This is a genomic window from Pseudomonas sp. P1_F7, from assembly GCF_056405655.1.
Genome location: NZ_JBFUBR010000025.1, coordinates 39,627 through 58,460, shown reverse-complemented (window position 1 = coordinate 58,460; position 18,834 = coordinate 39,627). Strand labels below are relative to the sequence as shown.

General features: G+C 54.5%; 15 protein-coding genes and 1 pseudogene. 7 read left to right on the top strand and 9 right to left on the bottom strand.

The genetic code is table 11. The features are described from left to right. The 6 genes from AC1D1M_RS28565 to AC1D1M_RS28540 all read right to left on the bottom strand — a co-directional run. On the bottom strand, window positions 1-628 hold a 628-nt coding region (locus AC1D1M_RS28565), incomplete at its 3' end, for a Rossmann-fold NAD(P)-binding domain-containing protein (RefSeq protein WP_477778281.1). 73 nt (window positions 629-701) lie between these two features. Then, window positions 702-1,823 carry a choline metabolism transcriptional regulator GbdR gene (gene gbdR / locus AC1D1M_RS28560; protein ID WP_477778280.1) on the bottom strand — a complete coding sequence of 374 codons (1,122 nt, stop codon included), beginning with the start codon at window positions 1,821-1,823 and terminating at the stop codon, window positions 702-704. 101 nt (window positions 1,824-1,924) lie between these two features. Further along, window positions 1,925-3,325 (bottom strand): GABA permease, encoded by a 1,401-nt coding sequence (gene gabP, locus AC1D1M_RS28555; protein ID WP_150674249.1) that lies wholly within the window; start codon window positions 3,323-3,325, stop codon window positions 1,925-1,927. A gap of 488 nt (window positions 3,326-3,813) precedes the next feature. Continuing rightward, window positions 3,814-5,040: a carbohydrate porin gene (locus tag AC1D1M_RS28550; RefSeq protein WP_477778279.1), complete on the bottom strand. Its 1,227-nt coding sequence runs from the start codon at window positions 5,038-5,040 to the stop codon at window positions 3,814-3,816. A 276-nt stretch (window positions 5,041-5,316) separates the two neighbouring features. Further along, complete coding sequence (gene pgi, locus AC1D1M_RS28545; RefSeq protein ID WP_477778278.1) at window positions 5,317-6,981, bottom strand: glucose-6-phosphate isomerase; 1,665 nt, start codon at window positions 6,979-6,981, stop codon at window positions 5,317-5,319. 397 nt (window positions 6,982-7,378) lie between these two features. After that, entirely contained in the window at window positions 7,379-8,383 is a 1,005-nt protein-coding gene (locus tag AC1D1M_RS28540) for a LacI family DNA-binding transcriptional regulator (RefSeq protein ID WP_477778277.1), read from the bottom strand. Window positions 8,384-8,705: 322 nt separating this feature from the next. On the opposite strand from AC1D1M_RS28540, the gene AC1D1M_RS28535 reads away from it, so the two are divergent. The 5 genes from AC1D1M_RS28535 (at window position 8,706) to AC1D1M_RS28515 (ending at window position 14,237) form a co-directional block, all read left to right on the top strand. Beyond that, on the top strand, window positions 8,706-10,265 hold the full coding sequence (locus AC1D1M_RS28535; protein WP_477778276.1) for a sugar ABC transporter ATP-binding protein: 1,560 nt from the start codon (window positions 8,706-8,708) through the stop codon (window positions 10,263-10,265). After that, on the top strand, window positions 10,262-11,284 hold the full coding sequence (locus tag AC1D1M_RS28530; protein WP_477778275.1) for an ABC transporter permease subunit: 1,023 nt from the start codon (window positions 10,262-10,264) through the stop codon (window positions 11,282-11,284). Before AC1D1M_RS28535 ends, AC1D1M_RS28530 begins: the two co-directional genes overlap by 4 nt. Window positions 11,285-11,334: 50 nt before the next feature. Then, a complete protein-coding gene (locus tag AC1D1M_RS28525; RefSeq protein WP_477778274.1) occupies window positions 11,335-12,261 on the top strand; it encodes an ABC transporter substrate-binding protein in 927 nt (308 codons plus the stop codon). 287 nt (window positions 12,262-12,548) lie between these two features. Further along, entirely contained in the window at window positions 12,549-13,208 is a 660-nt protein-coding gene (locus tag AC1D1M_RS28520) for a nucleoside/nucleotide kinase family protein (RefSeq protein ID WP_477778273.1), read from the top strand. A gap of 90 nt (window positions 13,209-13,298) precedes the next feature. Next, a complete protein-coding gene (locus AC1D1M_RS28515; protein ID WP_477778272.1) occupies window positions 13,299-14,237 on the top strand; it encodes a carbohydrate kinase family protein in 939 nt (312 codons plus the stop codon). 100 nt (window positions 14,238-14,337) lie between these two features. Here the strand turns inward: AC1D1M_RS28515 and AC1D1M_RS28510 are convergent, their stop codons facing one another. Next, on the bottom strand, window positions 14,338-14,535 hold the full coding sequence (locus AC1D1M_RS28510) for a twin-arginine translocase TatA/TatE family subunit (RefSeq protein ID WP_477778271.1): 198 nt from the start codon (window positions 14,533-14,535) through the stop codon (window positions 14,338-14,340). Further along, window positions 14,502-14,816 (bottom strand): annotated as a pseudogene (locus AC1D1M_RS28505) (hypothetical protein); the annotation flags it as partial. The gene AC1D1M_RS28510 and the pseudogene AC1D1M_RS28505, both read right to left, overlap by 34 nt. Before the next feature lie 404 nt (window positions 14,817-15,220). Here AC1D1M_RS28505 and AC1D1M_RS28500 point away from each other — a divergent pair. After that, complete coding sequence (locus AC1D1M_RS28500) at window positions 15,221-15,772, top strand: VOC family protein (protein WP_477778270.1); 552 nt, start codon at window positions 15,221-15,223, stop codon at window positions 15,770-15,772. A 61-nt stretch (window positions 15,773-15,833) separates the two neighbouring features. Here AC1D1M_RS28500 and AC1D1M_RS28495 read toward each other — a convergent pair whose 3' ends face one another. Then, a complete protein-coding gene (locus AC1D1M_RS28495) occupies window positions 15,834-17,783 on the bottom strand; it encodes a sigma-54-dependent Fis family transcriptional regulator (protein WP_477778269.1) in 1,950 nt (649 codons plus the stop codon). A gap of 494 nt (window positions 17,784-18,277) precedes the next feature. On the opposite strand from AC1D1M_RS28495, the gene AC1D1M_RS28490 reads away from it, so the two are divergent. Beyond that, complete coding sequence (locus AC1D1M_RS28490) at window positions 18,278-18,796, top strand: gluconate 2-dehydrogenase subunit 3 family protein (protein ID WP_477778268.1); 519 nt, start codon at window positions 18,278-18,280, stop codon at window positions 18,794-18,796. Window positions 18,797-18,834: the final 38 nt, after the last annotated feature.

Genomic DNA, 18,834 nt, shown 5'->3' with positions numbered 1-18,834 from the left:
ATTTGGCGCCGAGGGATTCGATCTGCTCTTTTACCGCAGGACGCACGTCGGACGCTTCGATCACCGCCCCCAGGCGTTTCGCCGTGGCGATGGCCTGCAAACCGGCCACGCCAGCACCGAGGATCAGCACGCGCGCCGCTTTCACGGTGCCCGCAGCGGTCATCAGCATCGGCATGAAACGCGGGTAGTAGTGCGCAGCCAGCAACACGGCCTTGTAACCGGCGATGTTGGCTTGCGACGACAATACGTCCAGGCTCTGGGCGCGGGAGGTACGCGGCGCGGCTTCCAGGGCAAAGGCGGTAATGCCGCATTCGGCCATTTTGGCGATGGTTTCATTGCTGAACGGGTTGAGCATGCCCACCACGACGGTGCCGCTCTTGATCAGCGCCAGCTCGCTGTCGCTGGGGGCGACGACTTTGAGAATCAGTTCTGCGCCAAACGCATCATTGGCGCTGCCAATGGCTGCGCCTGCCGCTTCATAGGCACTGTCGACAACGCTGGCATTCACGCCGGCGCCGCTTTGTACAGTGACCTTATGACCCTGGCTGATCAGCTTCTTGATGGTTTCCGGGGTTGCAGCAACCCGTGTTTCACCGGTCTGGGTTTCGAGAGGAACACCAATGTGCACGTCAAATCTCCTGCGTGATCTTATTGAGTAAACCCATGCACTACGGATGAATGGGAGCGGCAGGGACGGCCGATCAGCACGATTGCGCCAAATCGGAACGATCAATCATCCGAACACTGGCAAAAGTCGATTCGTTTCGTGCCTGGTCGAGCGCTGTCAGCGGTCTGGTCGATGACTGCTGCGAAGTCGCAAGCATTGCCGGTATGCGACTCATTTCAGAGCCGGAACGTTCGTCGCTTGGTGGAACACCAAAGTACTCGCGATAGCATTTGGAAAAGTGTGGCGTGGACACGAAACCGCATACATACGCCAACTCAATGATCGACAATGATGTTTGCTTAAGCAGTTGTCGCGCTCGAACAAGACGTAACCTCATGTAGTAGCGTGACGGCGTACAGTGAAGGTATTTCTGAAATAGCCGCTCTAGCTGTCGACGTGACAGATCAACGTATTGCGCAAGGTTATCCAGGTCGAGCGGTTCCTCGAGGTTGGCCTCCATCAACGCAACGATCTCCTGCAGCTTGGGCTGGTGAGTTCCCAATACGTGCTTGAGCGGAACGCGCTGATGGTCCTGTTCGTTGCGGATGCGCTCGTAGACAAACATTTCCGAAATCGCAGCAGATAGTTCACGACCATGATCGCGACCGATCAGGTGCAACATCATGTCCATAGGGGCCGTTCCGCCGGAACTGGTGAAGCGGTTTCGGTCGAGGGTGAACAGACTCGCGCTGAGGCTGACTCGCGGAAAAGCTTCCTGCATGGCGGCCAGAAACTCCCAATGCACACTGCACTCATAACCGTCGAGCAGCCCGGCTTTGGCCAGTGCCCAACTGCCCGTGCACACGCCTCCCAGCCGTCTGGATTTACGCGCAAGGGCTTGCAGCCAGGTAATGTGCTCGCGGGTAATCACGTTCTGGATTCCAACGCCGCCGCACACGATTACAGTGTCCGCCACCAACGGATTGTTCCACGAAGCATCCGGAGTGATCGGCACGCCATCACTGGCCCAGACAGCCTCTCCACCGGGGCTGAACGTATGCCAGCGATACAGCTCTTGTCCCGACAACTGATTGGCCATGCGCAGAGGCTCTACGGCTGACGCCAGGGAAATCAACGTGAATTTATCCAACAGCAGAAAACCAACGGATTGAGTCGTACCGTCGGACACGGTGGAGTTCGATGACATCGTGGTCATGTCCTCACGAAGAGCGAATACGGCCTGAGACACAGGCACTTGTAATACCCCCCAGACTTGACGTAGGGAGTATCAGGTTCGGCGCAAATACCGCCCTGGTTTTAGCCCACCGACGTCGCCCTTGCATCCCGCGCAGGCTGACGCGATGTCACAAGACCGATAAAGGAAATCGCCAGCGCCAGCCCAATGGTCGAGCTCACTTCGCTACGGTGTTCCGGGGTGATCATCATGACCGCCAACGCTGCGCAAATGAACGCGATCACCAGCCATGTGAGCCACGGGAACAGCCACATGCGAAAGGCCAGTTCGACATTCTGCCGACGTAGCATCCGGCGCATGCGCAGCTGCGACACCGCAATGGCCAGGTACACCAGCAAGGCAATCGCACCGGAGCTGGCCAGCAGGAAGTCAAACAGCCCGGCGGGCATGAAGTAGCTCCACACGGTGATCGCTGCGCCCAGCACGGTGCTGGCGATGACTGCTGCCCGCGGCACGCCCTCGGAGGAGGTCGCCTTCAGCGCTTTCGGCGCATCGCCACGACGGCCCAGCGAGTACAGCATTCGCGAGGCAATGTAGATCGAGGAGTTCATGCAGCTGGCCACGGCGATCAGCACCACCACGTCCACCATGAACTTGGCGTGGGGAATGTTCATGATTTCCAGAGCCCGCTGATAAGAACCGACTGAGGCCAACAGAGGATCGTTCCAGGGCACCACGGAGATGACCACGAAAATCGACAACAGGTAGAACACGCCGATGCGCCAAATCACCGAACGCGTGGCCTTGGCAATGTTCTGCGACGGGTTGTCGGATTCGGCGGCGGCGATGGTGACTGCTTCGGTGCCGATGAAGCTGAACATGATGGTGATGAAAGCGCCGACTACCGCCGACAGGCCGTTGGGGGCGAACCCGCCGTGTTCGGCCATCAGTCCGCTCAATCCGCTGACTTCCCGATCGGGCACCCAGCCCATCAGCACGGCAAAACCCACGCCGATGAAACCGATGATCGCCACCACCTTGGCCATGGCGAACCAGAATTCGAATTCGCCGTACTTGGAGACACTGAACAGATTGGTGATCACCAACGCAATGATCGACACCAGAGCGAACAGCCAGGCATCGATCTGGGGGAACCACTGGTTTAACACGTGGCCGGCGGCCAGTGCTTCGATAGGAATAACCAATACCCAGAACCACCAGTACAGCCAACCGATGGTGAAGCCCGCCCAACGACCTATTGCCTGGTCGGCATAGGTGGAGAACGAGCCTGTGTCCGGGTTGGCCACCGCCATTTCACCGAGCATGCGCATGACCAGAACGACGAGCAGGCCTGAGAATAGGTACGCCAGCAGGACGGCCGGGCCAGCAGCTGCAATGGCATGTCCTGAGCCAACGAATAAACCGGCGCCGATGATACCGGCGATAGACAGCATTGTTACGTGACGAGGCTTGAAGCCCTGCGCCAATTGGCCACTCGAATCCTTGGAGCTCGGGCTAATCATTGGTTTCTTTCTCTGCTGATCGACATTTAAGCGAATTGATAGGGGCAACAGATCATAATTGTTGCCTGGTGGGCTTCCTGAAAGAGGCACCCTTCAAACGCTGCAGTTCTTATCAAACCCATCATCGCGATGTGGTTATTTCGATGAAAAGACGCGCCACCTTACCCGGCTTGTCCGATGATTCAGTTACCTGATCACGCCACCTCCGTGCCTGATATCGACACATGAATACATTGTGTTCACGGCGAAAACCAGCTAGTCACTAAGTGGCCAAGGGCAATCATCTCGGTTCATTGATAGTTCTTTTAATAAAGTAGCGCCGACCTTGGTGTTGATGCCGATGTCGAATACACCCAGTTGCCGAGATGTCACTGACTCAGTCTGATTCCTCACAAACCGTTGCCTGCGCTGGATTTGTGCTGATTTGGAGGTGGGTCGGTCTTGCGTCGGCACGTGGTTCAATTCGGCATCGGCGTCAACAAAGGAGCTTATTTCCACCAATACTCGATCTGAACCCCTACGTTGGAGCCTTGCAAGTCTGTACCAAACGCACCGGTATCAGACAGAGCCGATCCCGGAGATTGCAAGCTGGCGGCGCGTTGCGCAGCCTTGTTCCAGGTAGCGTAGGTGTAATACAGACGAAATTCCGGTCTATCCCAGAATCCCGGGCCCTTCGGTGACCAAGTCGGCGCAATGGTGTACTTAGTGAGTTTTCGGGTACCGTCTGCGGCTTCAACCTGGTCGCGCCCAACTTCGGTGATCAACTTGAACTGATCCGAGAACGCATAAATTGGCCGAACACCAATGGATAGCCAGTTCTGATCATCACCAGCAGTGCGCGTGTCTTTTTGATAGACCAGTTCAACTTGGCCACTGAAAGCGTGAGTCAATTGCCAATCGAAAAACTCCACGAGCCGCCAGCTCTTGTTGCTCTCATCCAACGTGGTATCACCGGTGTAGCCTAATGCGGTGCCCGGCCCTCGGCCGTATTGAACAGCGAATTTGTTGACTCCGCCCAGGAACGCGATCTGCTTGTGCTGGGCAATCACCGACCAGCCCTGATGAGCATCCTCACGGCTCGGCTTGTCCAGGTAACTGACGCCCAGCTGAACCTCGCCACCGGGATTTGTGTTGAATCCGCTGACGGTCACATCATGACGGGTAACAAAATCCTTTTGGAAGACGTTGTCCTTGCGTGAGAGCACGTAGCTGTATTTCAGATCTCCTAATGCGACCTGGTCGAACCCAAAGCCCGTTGAGCTTTGGTTCCAGTAAAAGTAATCGGAAATATTGATGTCGTTTCGGTTGTAGTAACGACGGCCCGCCCAGAAAGAACCGCCATTCAATACCGGCATCTTGCTCCACTCTGCGTAGAGCTGACTCATCCGCGTGTAGCCATGCTCCCCGTCAAATTTTGGCTCATGGCCATACTCGTTGTAAAACTGTGCCATGCCTTCCACGCTAAGCATCGAGCCGTCGTCCAGTGAAAGCAGATCCTGGCGCAAATCCAGCTCCATATACTGCTCACATTCGTTGCCCAGGCGATATTTAGACTGCGCGCCCGGTAGCTGAAAACACGACTGTGTCCCTCCTTGAGTCGAATCTCCTACTCCGGTTCTGTAGTAACCGCTGAAGTCTGTTGAATACGCATCAACGGGCAGAAAACCGGCAGCAAGAGACGCACCCAGAACTGCGCTGAGAGTTTTAACGTTCATTCATGACACCTTTTGTTTTTTATACTTATTGGACAAGGTAAATAATGCGAGCTAGCACGCTAGCTCCACACACAAGTTCCCGAACGGGAAATAAGTTAAATCGAATAGAGAACGCACCGTATCGCCTGAGCCAAAGCATGAGAAAAATCCATGCAGTGCCAGGCGGAGTGACGAGGGTAAGCAAGCGATTACTTAACCAATGAGTTAGTTAGCCCTCCTTAAGTTTTAGCCTTTGGAATGTATTTTCAGGCCATGCACTTGGAAGCCCAAACTACCTTAACCACGATGACGTCCTCGGAAGAAATCTATAAGGCCCTGCGTCGAGGAATCATCTGCCGGTTCCGCGTCATAGCGAGTCAGAAGGTTGTAGACGCTGTTGCCTAGCTCCTTGCCCAGTTCCACGCCCCATTGATCAAACGAATTGACTCCCCAAATGACACCCTGGACAAAGACCTTGTGTTCATAAAGGGCGATCAGCGCCCCAAGGCTATGTGGATTGATGATCTCAAGAGCAACTGTATTGCTTGGCCGGTTGCCGGGGATCACCTTATGCGGCGCCAGTCGTTCAATCTCACTGGATGAAAGACCTTTGGCTTTTAGCTCTGCCTCAGCTTCAGCGCGGTTTTTACCTCGCATCAGCGCTTGGCTTTGAGACAGGCAATTGGCGTACAGCCATTCCTGATGATCAGCCACTGGATTGTGGCTGACCACAGGCACAATGAAGTCAGCTGGAATTAGAGGTGTCCCTTGATGCAACAACTGGTGGTAAGCGTGCTGTCCGTTACATCCCACGCCGCCCCAGATTACCGGGCCAGTGGTGTAGGAAACTGACGTGCCGTCATGACGAACACTTTTGCCATTGGACTCCATGTCCATCTGCTGCAGGTGTTTCACGAAGTTGCGCAGGTTATGGTCATAGGGCAAGAACGCATAGCTTTGCGCACCCCAAAAGTTGTGATACCAAACGCCGAGTACCGCTAAAAGAACGGGAAGGTTCTGTTCCAATGGCTCATTCAGGAAATGTTGATCCATCGCGTATGCGCCGGACAGCAGTTCCTTAAAGTTAGCTATGCCAATGGCCAGAGCAATCGGCAGGCCAATTGCCGACCATAGTGAGTAACGGCCACCGACCCAGTCCCACATAGGAAAAATGTTTGCTTCACGGATGCCGAAATCCAGCGCAGCTTGACGATTACTCGTCACCGCAATGAAGTGGCGATATAGCTTCTCTTCCGTCCCGCCCTTAGCCAAGTACCAGCTTCGACAAGCTTGCGCGTTCTTCAACGTTTCAAGGGTGCCGAAGGTTTTGCTGGAGATGATGAACAGCGTTGTTTCTACGTTCAGATCGGCTGTAACCYCTCGGAATTCATTGCCGTCGATGTTAGCCAGGTAATGGCACCGCACCCCATGCCGAGCGAAAGGCGCGAGTGCTTCAGAGACAAGCTCCGGGCCCAGAAATGAGCCACCAATACCAATGTTTACGACATCAGTGATGACCTTGTCGTTGTAACCACGCCAAAGATGACTATGGATACGACTCACAACGTCAGTCATCTGCGCCAGAGCACCATGCACATCGCGCATCAAGTTGCGGCCATCGACCATCAAAGGTTCCCCCACTGGTCGTCGCAGTGCGGTATGCAGCACTGGACGCCCCTCGGAACAGTTGATTTTTTCTCCACTGAACATGGCATGCGCTGCCTGTTCCACGCCAGCCTCGCGAGCAAGGTTTACAAGCAATGAGCGCGTCTCGTGAGTGATCAGGTTTTTGGAGTAATCCAGAAACAGCCCGCAGCCCGCCAGGGAAAAGTCTTGAAAGCGTTTACTGTCATCTCGAAAGGCATCGCGCATACTAAAGTTTTTCATGCTCTCCCGATGGTCGAGCAAATTGCGCCATGCCGGCAATGCAGTCACATCATTCGTTTTGTTGTAGTTATTCATGCTCAGCCCCTCTTTGCCAATACGGCTTCAGCCGTCTCAATCAACGATTCAAATTTGGGAGTTTTGTAATTCTGCACACGCAGAAACGCCCCGACAGAAATAGGTTCTACGGATTGTAGTTACAATCGGTTATCTGACTCGGCTCCACGAGGTCAGCGTTTTTCATCGCGATTTAAATAGACGTCTATCTCTTTAGCGAAATCATTGAAGCCTGAAGAAAGCAAAACCGAAAGTCGGTCGCTTAAGTAAAAAATAAACATACATATGCGTGCGCGACAAATAGAAACTACGCACTGGTCATTTAGTTTAAAAGTTATCTAGGCGGCGAGACGTGGACAAGAGTCAAATAAATCACGCCTGCAACCGCTAGATCCTCAGGATGAATCCCTGAGTACAGCTATTTGGAAACGCTGCAAGAATCTCGTTGAATTAAAGAGGGTTTCAATCGAATAGTCTGACGTTTCCCATCAGGTTGCTTGATACGCTTCAATAAAAGCTTCACAGCCTGGGCCCCGAGTTCCTCGAGAGGTTGCGCTATAACTGTCAGTCGAGGGCTAAAAGCATCCGCCCATTCGAAGTCGTCAAAGCCGACCAGTGCGATGTCCTTTGGCACCTCAAGCCTTGCTTCACGAAGGGCCTGCATTGCACCAATGGTCATCAAGTTGTTAGCGGTCATTATTGCGGTAGGCGGGTGCTCTAGCGCTAGTAGACGGCGAGTCGCTTCCATTGCTGGCGCAATCGCCGATTCACCACAGCAAACTAATTGATCTTCGTACTGAATTCCTGCATCAGCCAAGGCCGCACGGTAACCGTCAATTCGCTCGTGAGAAGAAGACTGACTCAATCGTCCGGATACCATCCCGATACGCCGATGTCCAAGTTTAATCAAGTGTGCAATCAACTCTTGAGATGATTGCTTATTCTCTACCCCCACCTGATCGAAAGACGTCGACAGAAGTCGATCGATGAGAACCGTGGGTATCTTGTTGGACTTTAAGTAATTAAATACTCTATTTTCTGGATCATGCTCCGAGGCGAGTACAATGCCGTCAACACGTCTCTCATGCAGTGCTTTGACCGCTTTAAGCTCTTGTTCAGGATCTTTTTGCGTATTGACCAGAATCATCATCAAGCCGCTTTTCGCACATGCCGCTTCGATGGCACGTACTGTTTCACTGAAGTAATAGTTTGACAGCGTAGCAATCGCCACCCCTATAGCACCTGAAGAGGAGCGTGCTAGAGACCGAGCGAGCGAGTTTCGAATATAGCCTACGGACTCTACAGCCTGATTCACGTTACGGACGGTGTCAGGATGCACTTTGCGAGTACCGTTGAGTACGTGGGATACCGTAGACATTGATACGTTCGCGGCTCGCGCTACATCACTCATCTTTGCGCCCACTGTGCACCACTCCTTTCTCACGTGATTTCATGGATAGCGCTGAACTCATGCCCAGCGGTAAGCCATTGTAAGGCTCACGGCGAGAAAATGTGTCGGAGGCTCCAGCAATTGATGCCCGGACGGGCCCGCAATTTCGAGAGAGACCCAGCGAGGTGCGCTGTGCACCTAAAGTGGGGGAGGCTTCCTAGCCTTTTCATCTTTCCTTCGAGCGTAAAGGAAAGCGCTTGCGCAAGCGCTTTCCTTTGGACTATGTTTCTCGAACAAGAACACCGATGAGAGGTTTCAACTGCTTCTCAAATCGGTAGATAAGGAGTTAACCGCTATGCTGAGCACTGGATCTGAAAGTCCACCTCTTGCCCTATTGGAAATGCGTTCCATCTCGAAATCATTCAATGGAGTACGCGTCCTGCATGACATCGATCTCAATATTTTCCCTGGACAAATCCACGCGCTAATGGGCGAAAACGGCGCCGGAAAATCCACTCTGATGAAAATTCTGTCGGGGGCCTATATAGCCGACAGTGGCACTATCCGAATCGATGGATGTGATATTCGAAACTATGGCCTGAACGATGCGAAGCGCCATGGCATTTCAGTTATCTATCAAGAGCTCAGCTTGTGCGCGAATATGAGCGTGGTCGAGAACATCTACCTGGGTAGAGAAATTCGTCGATGTGGGGTTGTAAACCACAAGGCAATGACCGAAGGCGCGCAGGTTGTACTAAAGCGACTTGGCGTCACATTTGATCCGCACGCGCTGGTCGGTACATTGTCGATCGCCGACCAACAACTTGTTGAAATCGCCCGTGCAATTCACGCCGATACGCGAATCCTGGTGATGGATGAGCCTACAACGCCGCTGTCTTCAAAAGAGACTGAAAGTCTATTTACGTTGATTCGCCAGTTACGTGACGATGGCGTCGCGATCATCTATATCAGCCATCGAATGGCTGAGATATACGCATTGTCCGATTTTGTTTCGGTGCTCCGGGACGGTCATTACGTAGGTTCGCTGGATCGTGCCACGCTATCAGCTGAAACCTTGGTCCGGATGATGGTTGGCCGCGATGTTTCCGGTTTCTATGCCCATGAGCGTCCTTCGTGTTCTTATGAGCAACCGATACTGCGTGTTCGCAACCTTACAGATGGCGCCAATATTAAAGATTGCAGTTTCGATCTGTATTCCGGCGAAATTCTTGGGATTGCAGGACTGGTAGGTTCAGGGAGAACAGAACTTGCCCGATTAATCGCAGGTGTCGATGCTTACTCAGGTGGACAGATTGAAATTGATGGTGAAGTTGTAGTCATACGCTCTCCTCGCGATGCAGGTAATGCAGGTATCGCCTATCTAACAGAAGACCGCAAAGCACTGGGCCTTTTTCTCGACATGAGCGTCCACGACAATATCAATGTATGTGTTGTGGGAAGTGATGCTCTATTTGCGGGCTTTGTGAGCCGAACGGCCGGAACTGGACGCGCCGAACAAGCAATTCAAGCACTCAATATCAAAGCGTCCTCAGATATCAATGTCGGAGCGTTGTCTGGAGGCAACCAGCAAAAGGTTTTGCTGGCTCGTCTGCTTGAGATGAAACCCAGAGTATTGTTCCTCGACGAGCCTACCTCGGGTGTAGATATTGGAGCCAAGACAGAAATATATAAAATAATCAATGCATTGGCCGCATCTGGCGTTTGTGTAGTGATGATTTCAAGTGAGCTACCAGAAATCGTTGGCATTGCTGAGCGTGTATTGGTCATGTGTGAAGGAAAACTTGTCGCCGAACTCGGTGGCCACAGCGGTCTTGATATCACACCTGAAACCATTATTGCGTTTGCCACAGGCAGCGACAGGTTGACTCTAGCCAACGGAGACTTAGTCCAATGACTTCCCCACTGCAACGAAAAGTAGTAAGTGACTTCACCACACCTGGTGTACGAAACATCACTGGAGCTAACGCGCAGGATAAAATGCGCCAAATGATGAGGGTGGCGGGCATGCTGCCCGTATTGTTGCTCCTTTGTGTGGGCTTTAGCCTGATGAGCGAGAGCTTTTTCTCGGCTCAGAACTTCTCAATCATTAGTCAACAAGCCTCTATCAATGTGGTATTGGCATCAGGTTTGACTTTCGTGATTTTGACCGGTGGAATCGATCTTTCGGTTGGTTCGATTCTGGCTGTTTCTGCAGTAGTGGCGCTATTGGTATCGCAAGTCCCGGGGTTTGCGCCCCTGGCCATCGCTGCTGGACTTGGAGTCGGACTGCTGCTAGGGCTCGTCAATGGTGCATTGGTCGCTTTTGGGAAGCTCCCTGCATTTATAGTCACGCTGGGCGGATTGACTGCGATGCGTGGTATTGCACGCCTCATCGGTGAAGACAAAACGGTTTTCAATCCCGATCTATCGTTTGCTTACATTGGAAACGATACGTTGTTCGGGGTGCCATGGTTGGTTGTAATCGCGATGGTAGTGGTTACTCTTTCATGGCTTATTCTTCGACGGACAGTTTTAGGCGTACAAATTTACGCAGTAGGTGGCAATCCTGAGGCCGCACGGTTATCGGGAATCAAGGTCTGGAAAGTCCTGTTATTTGTTTATGCACTATCCGGCTTGTTGGCGGGTGTGGGGGCCATCATGACTTCCGCTCGACTGATGGCTGCTAACGGACTGCAAATGGGACAGTCCTATGAGCTCGACGCTATCGCAGCCGTTATCCTGGGAGGCACACGTTTTACAGGAGGCGTCGGCACCATCATCGGTACGCTAATTGGTGCCTTGATTATCGCTACACTTTCCAACGGCCTGATATTGTTGGGAGTTTCGGATATCTGGCAATACATCATCAAAGGTGTCGTCATTATCGGAGCGGTAGCACTTGATCGCTTTCGGCAGACAGGCGCACGAACCTGAATCATATATAAAATTACCGCAATACACTCCAATAATAAGAGGCAGCACCCATGAAAAAAATAATATTTACCGCTGTTTGTGCAGCACTGGCATTTAGCACCGCTCAAGCGCGAGAGTTGAAATCCGTCGGGATAACCGTTGGCTCGCTGGGAAATCCTTATTTCGTAGCGATGGTAAATGGCGCTAAAGCGGAAGCACTGCATATCAATCCGGCAGCAAAGTTCACCTCAGTCTCGGCCGATTACGATTTAAACAAGCAGTTCACTCAGATCGATAACTTCATTTCATCGGGTGTAGACTTGATTCTTGTCAATGCCGTCGACCCTGTAGCAATCGCGCCTGCGATTGCGAAAGCGAGAAAGGCAGGCATAGTGGTTGTGGGTGTAGATGTTATGGTGCAAGGTGCCAACGCCACGGTACAGACAGATAACGTCGAAGCCGGCAAGATTGTATGTCAGTACATTTCTGAAAAGCTTGGTGGCAAGGGTAACGTTATTATCCAGAATGGTACCCAGACTTCAGCAGTCCTGGATCGTGTCAATGGGTGTAAGAGTGTTTTCGCACAGGCACCTGATATTAAGGTACTGTCTGATAATCAGGATGCCAAAGGCTCGCGAGAAGGTGGCTACAGCGTGATGCAAGGCGATCTGACTCGCTTTGCAAAAATCGATGCGGTGTTCGCTATCAATGATCCCCAAGCCATAGGTGCAGACCTGGCAGCAAAACAACTCAAGCGTAAAGGCATCATTATCGCATCGGTGGATGGGGCTCCCGATATAGAGACAGCACTCAAAAGCGATACACAGATCCAGGCTTCTGCCTCTCAGTCCCCTTGGGGCCAGGCACAACAGGCCGTAACGATGGGTAACGACCTGCTGAATGGCAAATCCCTGGAAAGCACAACGGTACTGCTTCAGCCCTCACTTGTAACCCGAACTAATGTTATGGAGTACAAAGGCTGGCAAGCTGACCAATGACTAATAAGCGATTTAGTCAAGTGGCGTAGGGATATCTAGCCACATCTGGAATGCGGGTAATGGCTGCTGCGAGGTGCTCGCAGTAGCCGAACAGCCTCGTTTTAATAATCTTCCGCTGGCTCTATACGTATCAGGCCCATAGATCTGCTTTAATTATGGGTATCGTAGAGGCTTGCTTGCTGGGGATTCTGTTGATCCTGTTGTAATTATGTATTCATGAGGGTTGTTCAAGCTCCACGTATCTCGGTATGGGAGCTTGAGCGACGCCTGCTGACGAGAAACCTGGCATGTTTTCCAACGCAAACACAATAGTAAGCATGGAGCTACTTGACTACGTCAAGGCTCTGTCTGGTAATCGAATTGTCGTTGCGCTAGCGGGGCCACCTGGTGCCGGTAAGTCCACCGTCTCTGAGGCATTGGTAGAGGCCCTTAATAGTATTATGCCGGGGAGTGCAGCGGTCATTCCCGGGGATGGCTTTCATTACGATGACTCGGTTCTTGGATCCTTGAACCTTTTAGATCGTAAGGGCTCCCCCGATACATTCGATGTGGGTGGCTTCAGAAGTTTGCTGCTGCGGCTTCGTGCGAACAACGAGCCAACGGTTGCCGTTCCAGTATTCGATCGAGTTCTGGAGATATCCCGTGCCGCAGGACGATTGGTTTCCTCTGACGTGAAATATCTCATCGTGGAAGGAAACTACCTTCTATTAAACCTCGCCCCATGGTCGTCCTTAAGAGACTGTTTTGACGCCACCATTATGCTGCAGGTAGACCGCAAAACCCTGGAGGCGCGACTGCTTGATCGATGGCGATCATTAGGGTTCGATGAGTCTACTTCCTATGAAAAAGTTCGTCGCAACGACCTTCCGAATGCCGAACTTGTGATTTCGGCCAGCAGTAGAGCTGACTTCACGATCACAGATGAAGAACCCACTTCTTCGCCTTGAGCGAGAGTGTCGCAGCCAGCGTGGCTGCGTATAAACAGGCCTTTTATCGCTATCAACAACCTGTAGCGAACCTTTAAAGAGCAAACGACTATGTATCTGGTATGTGGCGAAGCGCTGTTCGATTTCTTTAGTGAAAACGACCCCGGAGCTCAAGCTTCAAAAATAAACTACAAGGCCATTACCGGCGGTTCACCATTCAACGTCGCCGTCGGGCTGCGGCGCCTGGGTATCGACGTGGCGCTGTTTGCGGGGTTGTCCACCGACTACCTGGGCCGGCGTTTACAACAAGTATTGCAGGAGGAGGGCGTGCGCTTGGACTACCTTCAGGACTTCGACGCACCGACCACGCTTGCCATGGTCGCCGTTGGTGCCGATGGCTCGCCGCATTACAGCTTTCGCGGCGAAGGCTGCGCTGATCGCCAGCTGTTGCCGGGGCATTTGCCTGAGTTGGGCGCTGAGGTGCGCGGGCTGCATATCGGCTCGTTCTCGTTGGTGGTGCAGCCGATTGCCGATACCCTGCAGGCTCTGGTCTGCCGGGAAAGTGGCAAACGCCTGATCAGCCTCGACCCCAACGTGCGACTCAACCCAGAGCCGAATATCGAGTTGTGGCGCGAACGTATCGGCGCTCTGGCCGAACATGCCGATCTGATCAAGGTCAGTGACGAAGACCTGAGCCTACTCTACCCCGAGCGTGATCCGCAGAGCGTGATCGAGGGCTGGCTGGAGCACCGTTGCCAGTTGGTATTCCTCACCCGTGGTGGTCAGGGCGCGACAGTTTTCAGCCGCCGCCATGGCACTTGGTCGGTGCCGGCCCGTGCCGTGGTGATGGTCGATACCGTGGGCGCGGGCGACACCTTCCAGGCGGCATTGATCGCTTGGCTGACTGAGCAGCAACTGGATTCGGTGCAGGGCTTGCAACGCTTGAGCCGTGAACAGATCGACGCAATGCTCGTCTTTGCCGTCAGCGCCGCGACCCTGACCTGCGGTAAAACCGGGCCGGACTTACCTTTTCGGCATCAGTTGGATTGATATCTGATCAGGATTGTTTCGCCCTCACTGCAGTCTTCGCGGGCAAGTCGGGTTGCCCTTCAGTCGCTCCGCGATATTGCGTTGGTTTCCGGGCTGCAGGCTAACTCTCCTTTTGGTTGTGAGGAGAAGCCGTTTGCTCGATTTCCTTCGAGTTGCAGAGGGGGGCGGCCATTGATCTGCGAAAGTCCTTGATCGATTCACCCAGGTCACCGCCGAGATTCCGCAGACGCTTGCTGCCGACTAGCACCAAGGCGATCAGCAGAATTACTGCCCAGTGTTTCCAGTCGAAAATGCCCATTCGGGATTCGCCTCTGTAGGTCTACTGATCTTCTGCCCGTTGGCCTGCTGGTCGGCGTGGTAGGAGGAGCGCACCAGTGGTCCGGAGGCGACGTTCTTGAAGCCCAGCTCGGCGCCTTTTTCGGCGAACCAGGCGAAGATGTCCGGATGGACGAAGCGCTGCACCGGCAAGTGGTCGCGCGAGGGCTGTAGGTACTGGCCGAGGGTCAGCATGTCGATCTTGTGCTCGCGCATGCGTTGCATGACTTCGATCACTTCGTCATCGGTCTCGCCCAGGCCTAGGGGGCGTTCTCAATTAGTTTTCCCGTCGCGTTGTCGCCTTAAAGCGGGCCAGGCAAGGCGCAGGCCGTTGGGAATGGTTGTTCCCTTTCCAAGGCCTGCAACGCAGCCTGGCCCAGTGGCAATGTGTCGAAGCTCCACCATAGGTCTCCATCGTTCAAGGGTATGTCCCCAAGCATCAGGCAAGAGCCGGGCCAACCCGTGCAAGGCCCATTGGCAGGGGCGAGAGAGGATGGGGAGGTGGCTGTTGTAACGCCTTGCAGCTGTAAAGGCCTTTACACCGCTGCTGCCAACGACGGGAGTGACGACTATTCAAATCAATGGGTTAGTTTGTGGCATTGGGCGTGCAGCAGGGAATGTGTCAGCACGAAGCTGGCGAATCTCGTACAACAACAAGTGAGACCCTCATGACCCACAAGAACAACCTGAATGGCGCTCTGCCGGGAATGCGCGGCATGCAGCATATCGGCATCACGGTGCCGAACCTGTCTGAGGCTGTTGCCTTCTTCGTCGAGGTGCTTGGCTGCGAGCCATACTTCACCTTTGGCGAGTTCCGTTTTGAAGATGACTGGATGGAGCGGCACCTCAATGTGCATCCGCGTGCGTCTATTCGCGACTTCCAGATGGTCCGATGTGGCAACGGCACCAACCTGGAAATATTCGAGTACACAGCTCCCGACCAGAATCGTCGGTTGCCCCGCAACAGTGACGTCGGCGGGCACCACTTGGCGTTCTATGTGGACGACATGGAGGCGGCGGTGGAGTACCTGCAGTCTCGTGGCGTGCAGGTACTGGATACTCCATCGACCTTCACCGATGGCCCAGCCAGGGGCCTGACCTGGGTGTACTTCCTGGCGCCCTGGGGGCTGCAGCTGGAGCTGGTGAGTTTCCCGGACGGGATGGGCTACGAGAAAGGAGTGACGCGCCTTCTCTGGGACCCGCGTACACCTGAGCACTGATTCGACTTAAAAGCCCGGCCGGCCCAGCTCGGGCCGGTTACGGGCATTTGAAACTATTGGTTTAGCTGTCCAGGGCGTTGGGAGGAACGATGTTGTGAAGCTTCATCCAGCGATATAGGGTCGGGCGCGACATGCTGAGCTCGCGTGCCGCGGCGCTGACATTCCAGCGCTGCCTGCGCAAGCAGTCCTCGATTTCGCGTGCGTGGGATGTCTGTTGTTCCTGTATGGGAACCGAACTCCTGGCCTGTCTTTGATTGACGCTTGGCAGGCATTCTTCGGGCAGGTCGTTCACAGTGATTTCATCCGTCTCCGCGGTGGCCAGCGCGTACTGCAACGCATTGCGCAGCTCGCGGATATTGCCTGGCCAAGCGTAGCCGAGGAGAGCACTCATGGCGTCGCCCCGGATTCGTGCGGGACGTTGGCGCTGTTCACAGAGCTCTCTGAAAATGCGTTCTATCAGGTAGTTCTTGTCGGCCCGTTCGCGCAGCGCCGGCAGGCGCAGGATCGCGCCATTGAGACGGTAGTAGAGGTCTTCGCGGAACTCGTTTCGTTCACTCAACTGCCGCAGGTCGCGGTGACTAGCCGCGATGACGCGGATATTGACCTTGATCGGTTTTTCGCTGCCCAGTGGCATCACTTCCTGCTCGGCAAGCACGCGCAGCAGCCGCGTCTGCAGATGCAGCGGCATGTCACCGATTTCATCGAGGAAGAGTGTGCCGCCATCGGCCTGCTGGATCAGCCCTCGCATACCCTTGCTGCGTGCCCCGGTGAAGGTGCCTGGCTGGTAGCCGAAGAGTTCGCTCTCTATCAATGACTCAGGCATTGCCGCGCAGTTGATGGCGACGAAGGGGGCCTTGCGCCTGTTGCTGCTGTCGTGCAAAGCGCGGGCAAGGCGTTCTTTGCCGGTACCGGTTTCGCCATTGAGCAGCACGTTCAGCGGCTCGCTGCACAGCCGCTTGGCACGAGCGAGCATCTTGCGCATAGCGGGGTCATCGTCGGAGAGCTCATCCAGCGGGCAGCGTTCCTCACTCGAACGTTGAGCTTGAGGGGCAACGGGCGTTCGGCTGGGCTCCATCAACGCGGCATAGAACAGGGCGTTTTGACGGTGGGTACGGAACGCGCGTACCTGGTCGGGGCTGGCGCGGGGGATGCTGAAGATGTCTTCAGGTTCGCAGTCGAACAGATCCTGGATACCGATCCGACGCGCCAGTGCCGAAGGCCGCTCCGGCAACTGCAAGCCACATTCGGCGAGCAGTACACGGGCCGCGGTATTCGCCGCCAGGAGACTGCCATCCCCGGCAATCGCCAGCAGGTACTGGCGATTGATCAGGACGAACTCGCGGGAACGGTCGAAGCAGAGAATATGAGCTTCACGGTAGCGGCGCAGGAAGTAGGCATCCTCGATCATTCGCGCGTACTGCTTGACCAGTTGCAGGGCGAATTGCTGGGAGTCCTTGGACGGTGGTGAATTCAATGCCGAGATATCCAGCACGGCCAGCAGCTGCCCGTGGGGATTGAAGATGGGCACTGCGGTGCAGGTCAGGGCGATGTGATGGGCGCTGAAATGGTCATGGTGGTGGCAGGTTAGCGGCAGTTGCTCCTTGATACAGGTCCCCACCGCGCAGGTTCCTGCGTGGTTCTCGCTCCAGTCGGCGCCAAGGTACAGGCCAGTCTTGCGATGCGCCGCCTCATCCAGTGGATCGCCGAGGAACTGCACGGTGATCCCCCGGCTATCGGTGAGGAGAATGACGTACCCCAGCTCGGCGATGTGGCGGTACAGCTGCTCGACGCCTGCACGGGCCACGTTGATCAGTTCGTCCGCGTGGTCCTGGTGTTCCCGCAGTACCTGACGCGGAACAAACCGCGGTGGCGCGGGCTTGGCCGGATCCAGACCGTAATCCTGGATACAACGCTTCCAGGAACGGGTGATGATGGATTCGTGCCCAGCGTTATCGCTGGCATAGGACAGCACAGTGTCGATGTGCAGGCTGGGGGTCGAAATGGTGCTCATGCGGCCTCCCGGACACGGGATGGGGGCCCGTGACGATCTTGTTCTTGTTTGGCATCAGCACGTGGGGGGCGGGCTGGCACGGTTGCAATCACATTACGAGTTTAGCCCTGCGCTGTCACTTCCCTCGTTGATCGCGGCTGGACCACCGCCAGAAGACAGGTAAATGGTCCCCCTCATGTGTTGGCGGTGCCCGGCAATGCCGTCGCTCCGATCTTGCGCTCAGTTCAGGTATCGCCAGCCTTTACGTATGTAAAACGCTTGGACGAATGCTTACAGGTGTAAAGCCTTCGCTTTACAGGTCATGCTCGAAAGATGTTTTTTGATTGCTAAAAAATCATTTAAAAACAGAAGGTTAAGATTGGTTTTTGGCATTGGCACACAAGTTGCCCCTTCACTACCGAAGGGGCCGAAAAGGCACCCGGACTAATAACAATAACGTCGGCCACACCTGTTCCCACCTTACAGGCGTACCGGCAAAAGCCTGGAGCTCTGCCATGCATGACTCTTCACCCCTGAGTGGCCCTCTGAGCCGCCGGCGCTTCCTCAGTCTTTCGGGGCAATCGGCCCTGATCATCGGCGCTACCGCCGTTATCAGCCAGCTCATTCCCGTCACCGTCATCGCCGACGACGTGTTGCCCCAGTTGCCCGCCGGGCTGCTGCAGATGGGGCGCGATATCTATCCCCATGACCGGCTCGGCGATGCACCGTATGCCAAGTCGCTGGTCGAGCTGCTCGGTAAACACTCGGACCTGGTTAACGATGGCTTGAAGGCCCTGCAGGGGCGCGCCCGCACCACACATGGTCGGCCTTTCGAAGAAATCGTCAGTGAGGACGATCGCGTCGCCCTGCTTCGCGAGATCGAGACCACGCCCTTCTTTCGCGAAACCCGCAGCGCGCTGATGTTTGGAATCTACGACAACAAGACGCTGTTCCCACTGTTCGGCTACGAGGGCTCGTCGGTGGAGAAAGGTGGCTATATCGCGCGTGGCTTCAACGACCTCGACTGGCTCTGATCAGCCTTCTCTTCGCGGCTCCATCCATTCCAACAATG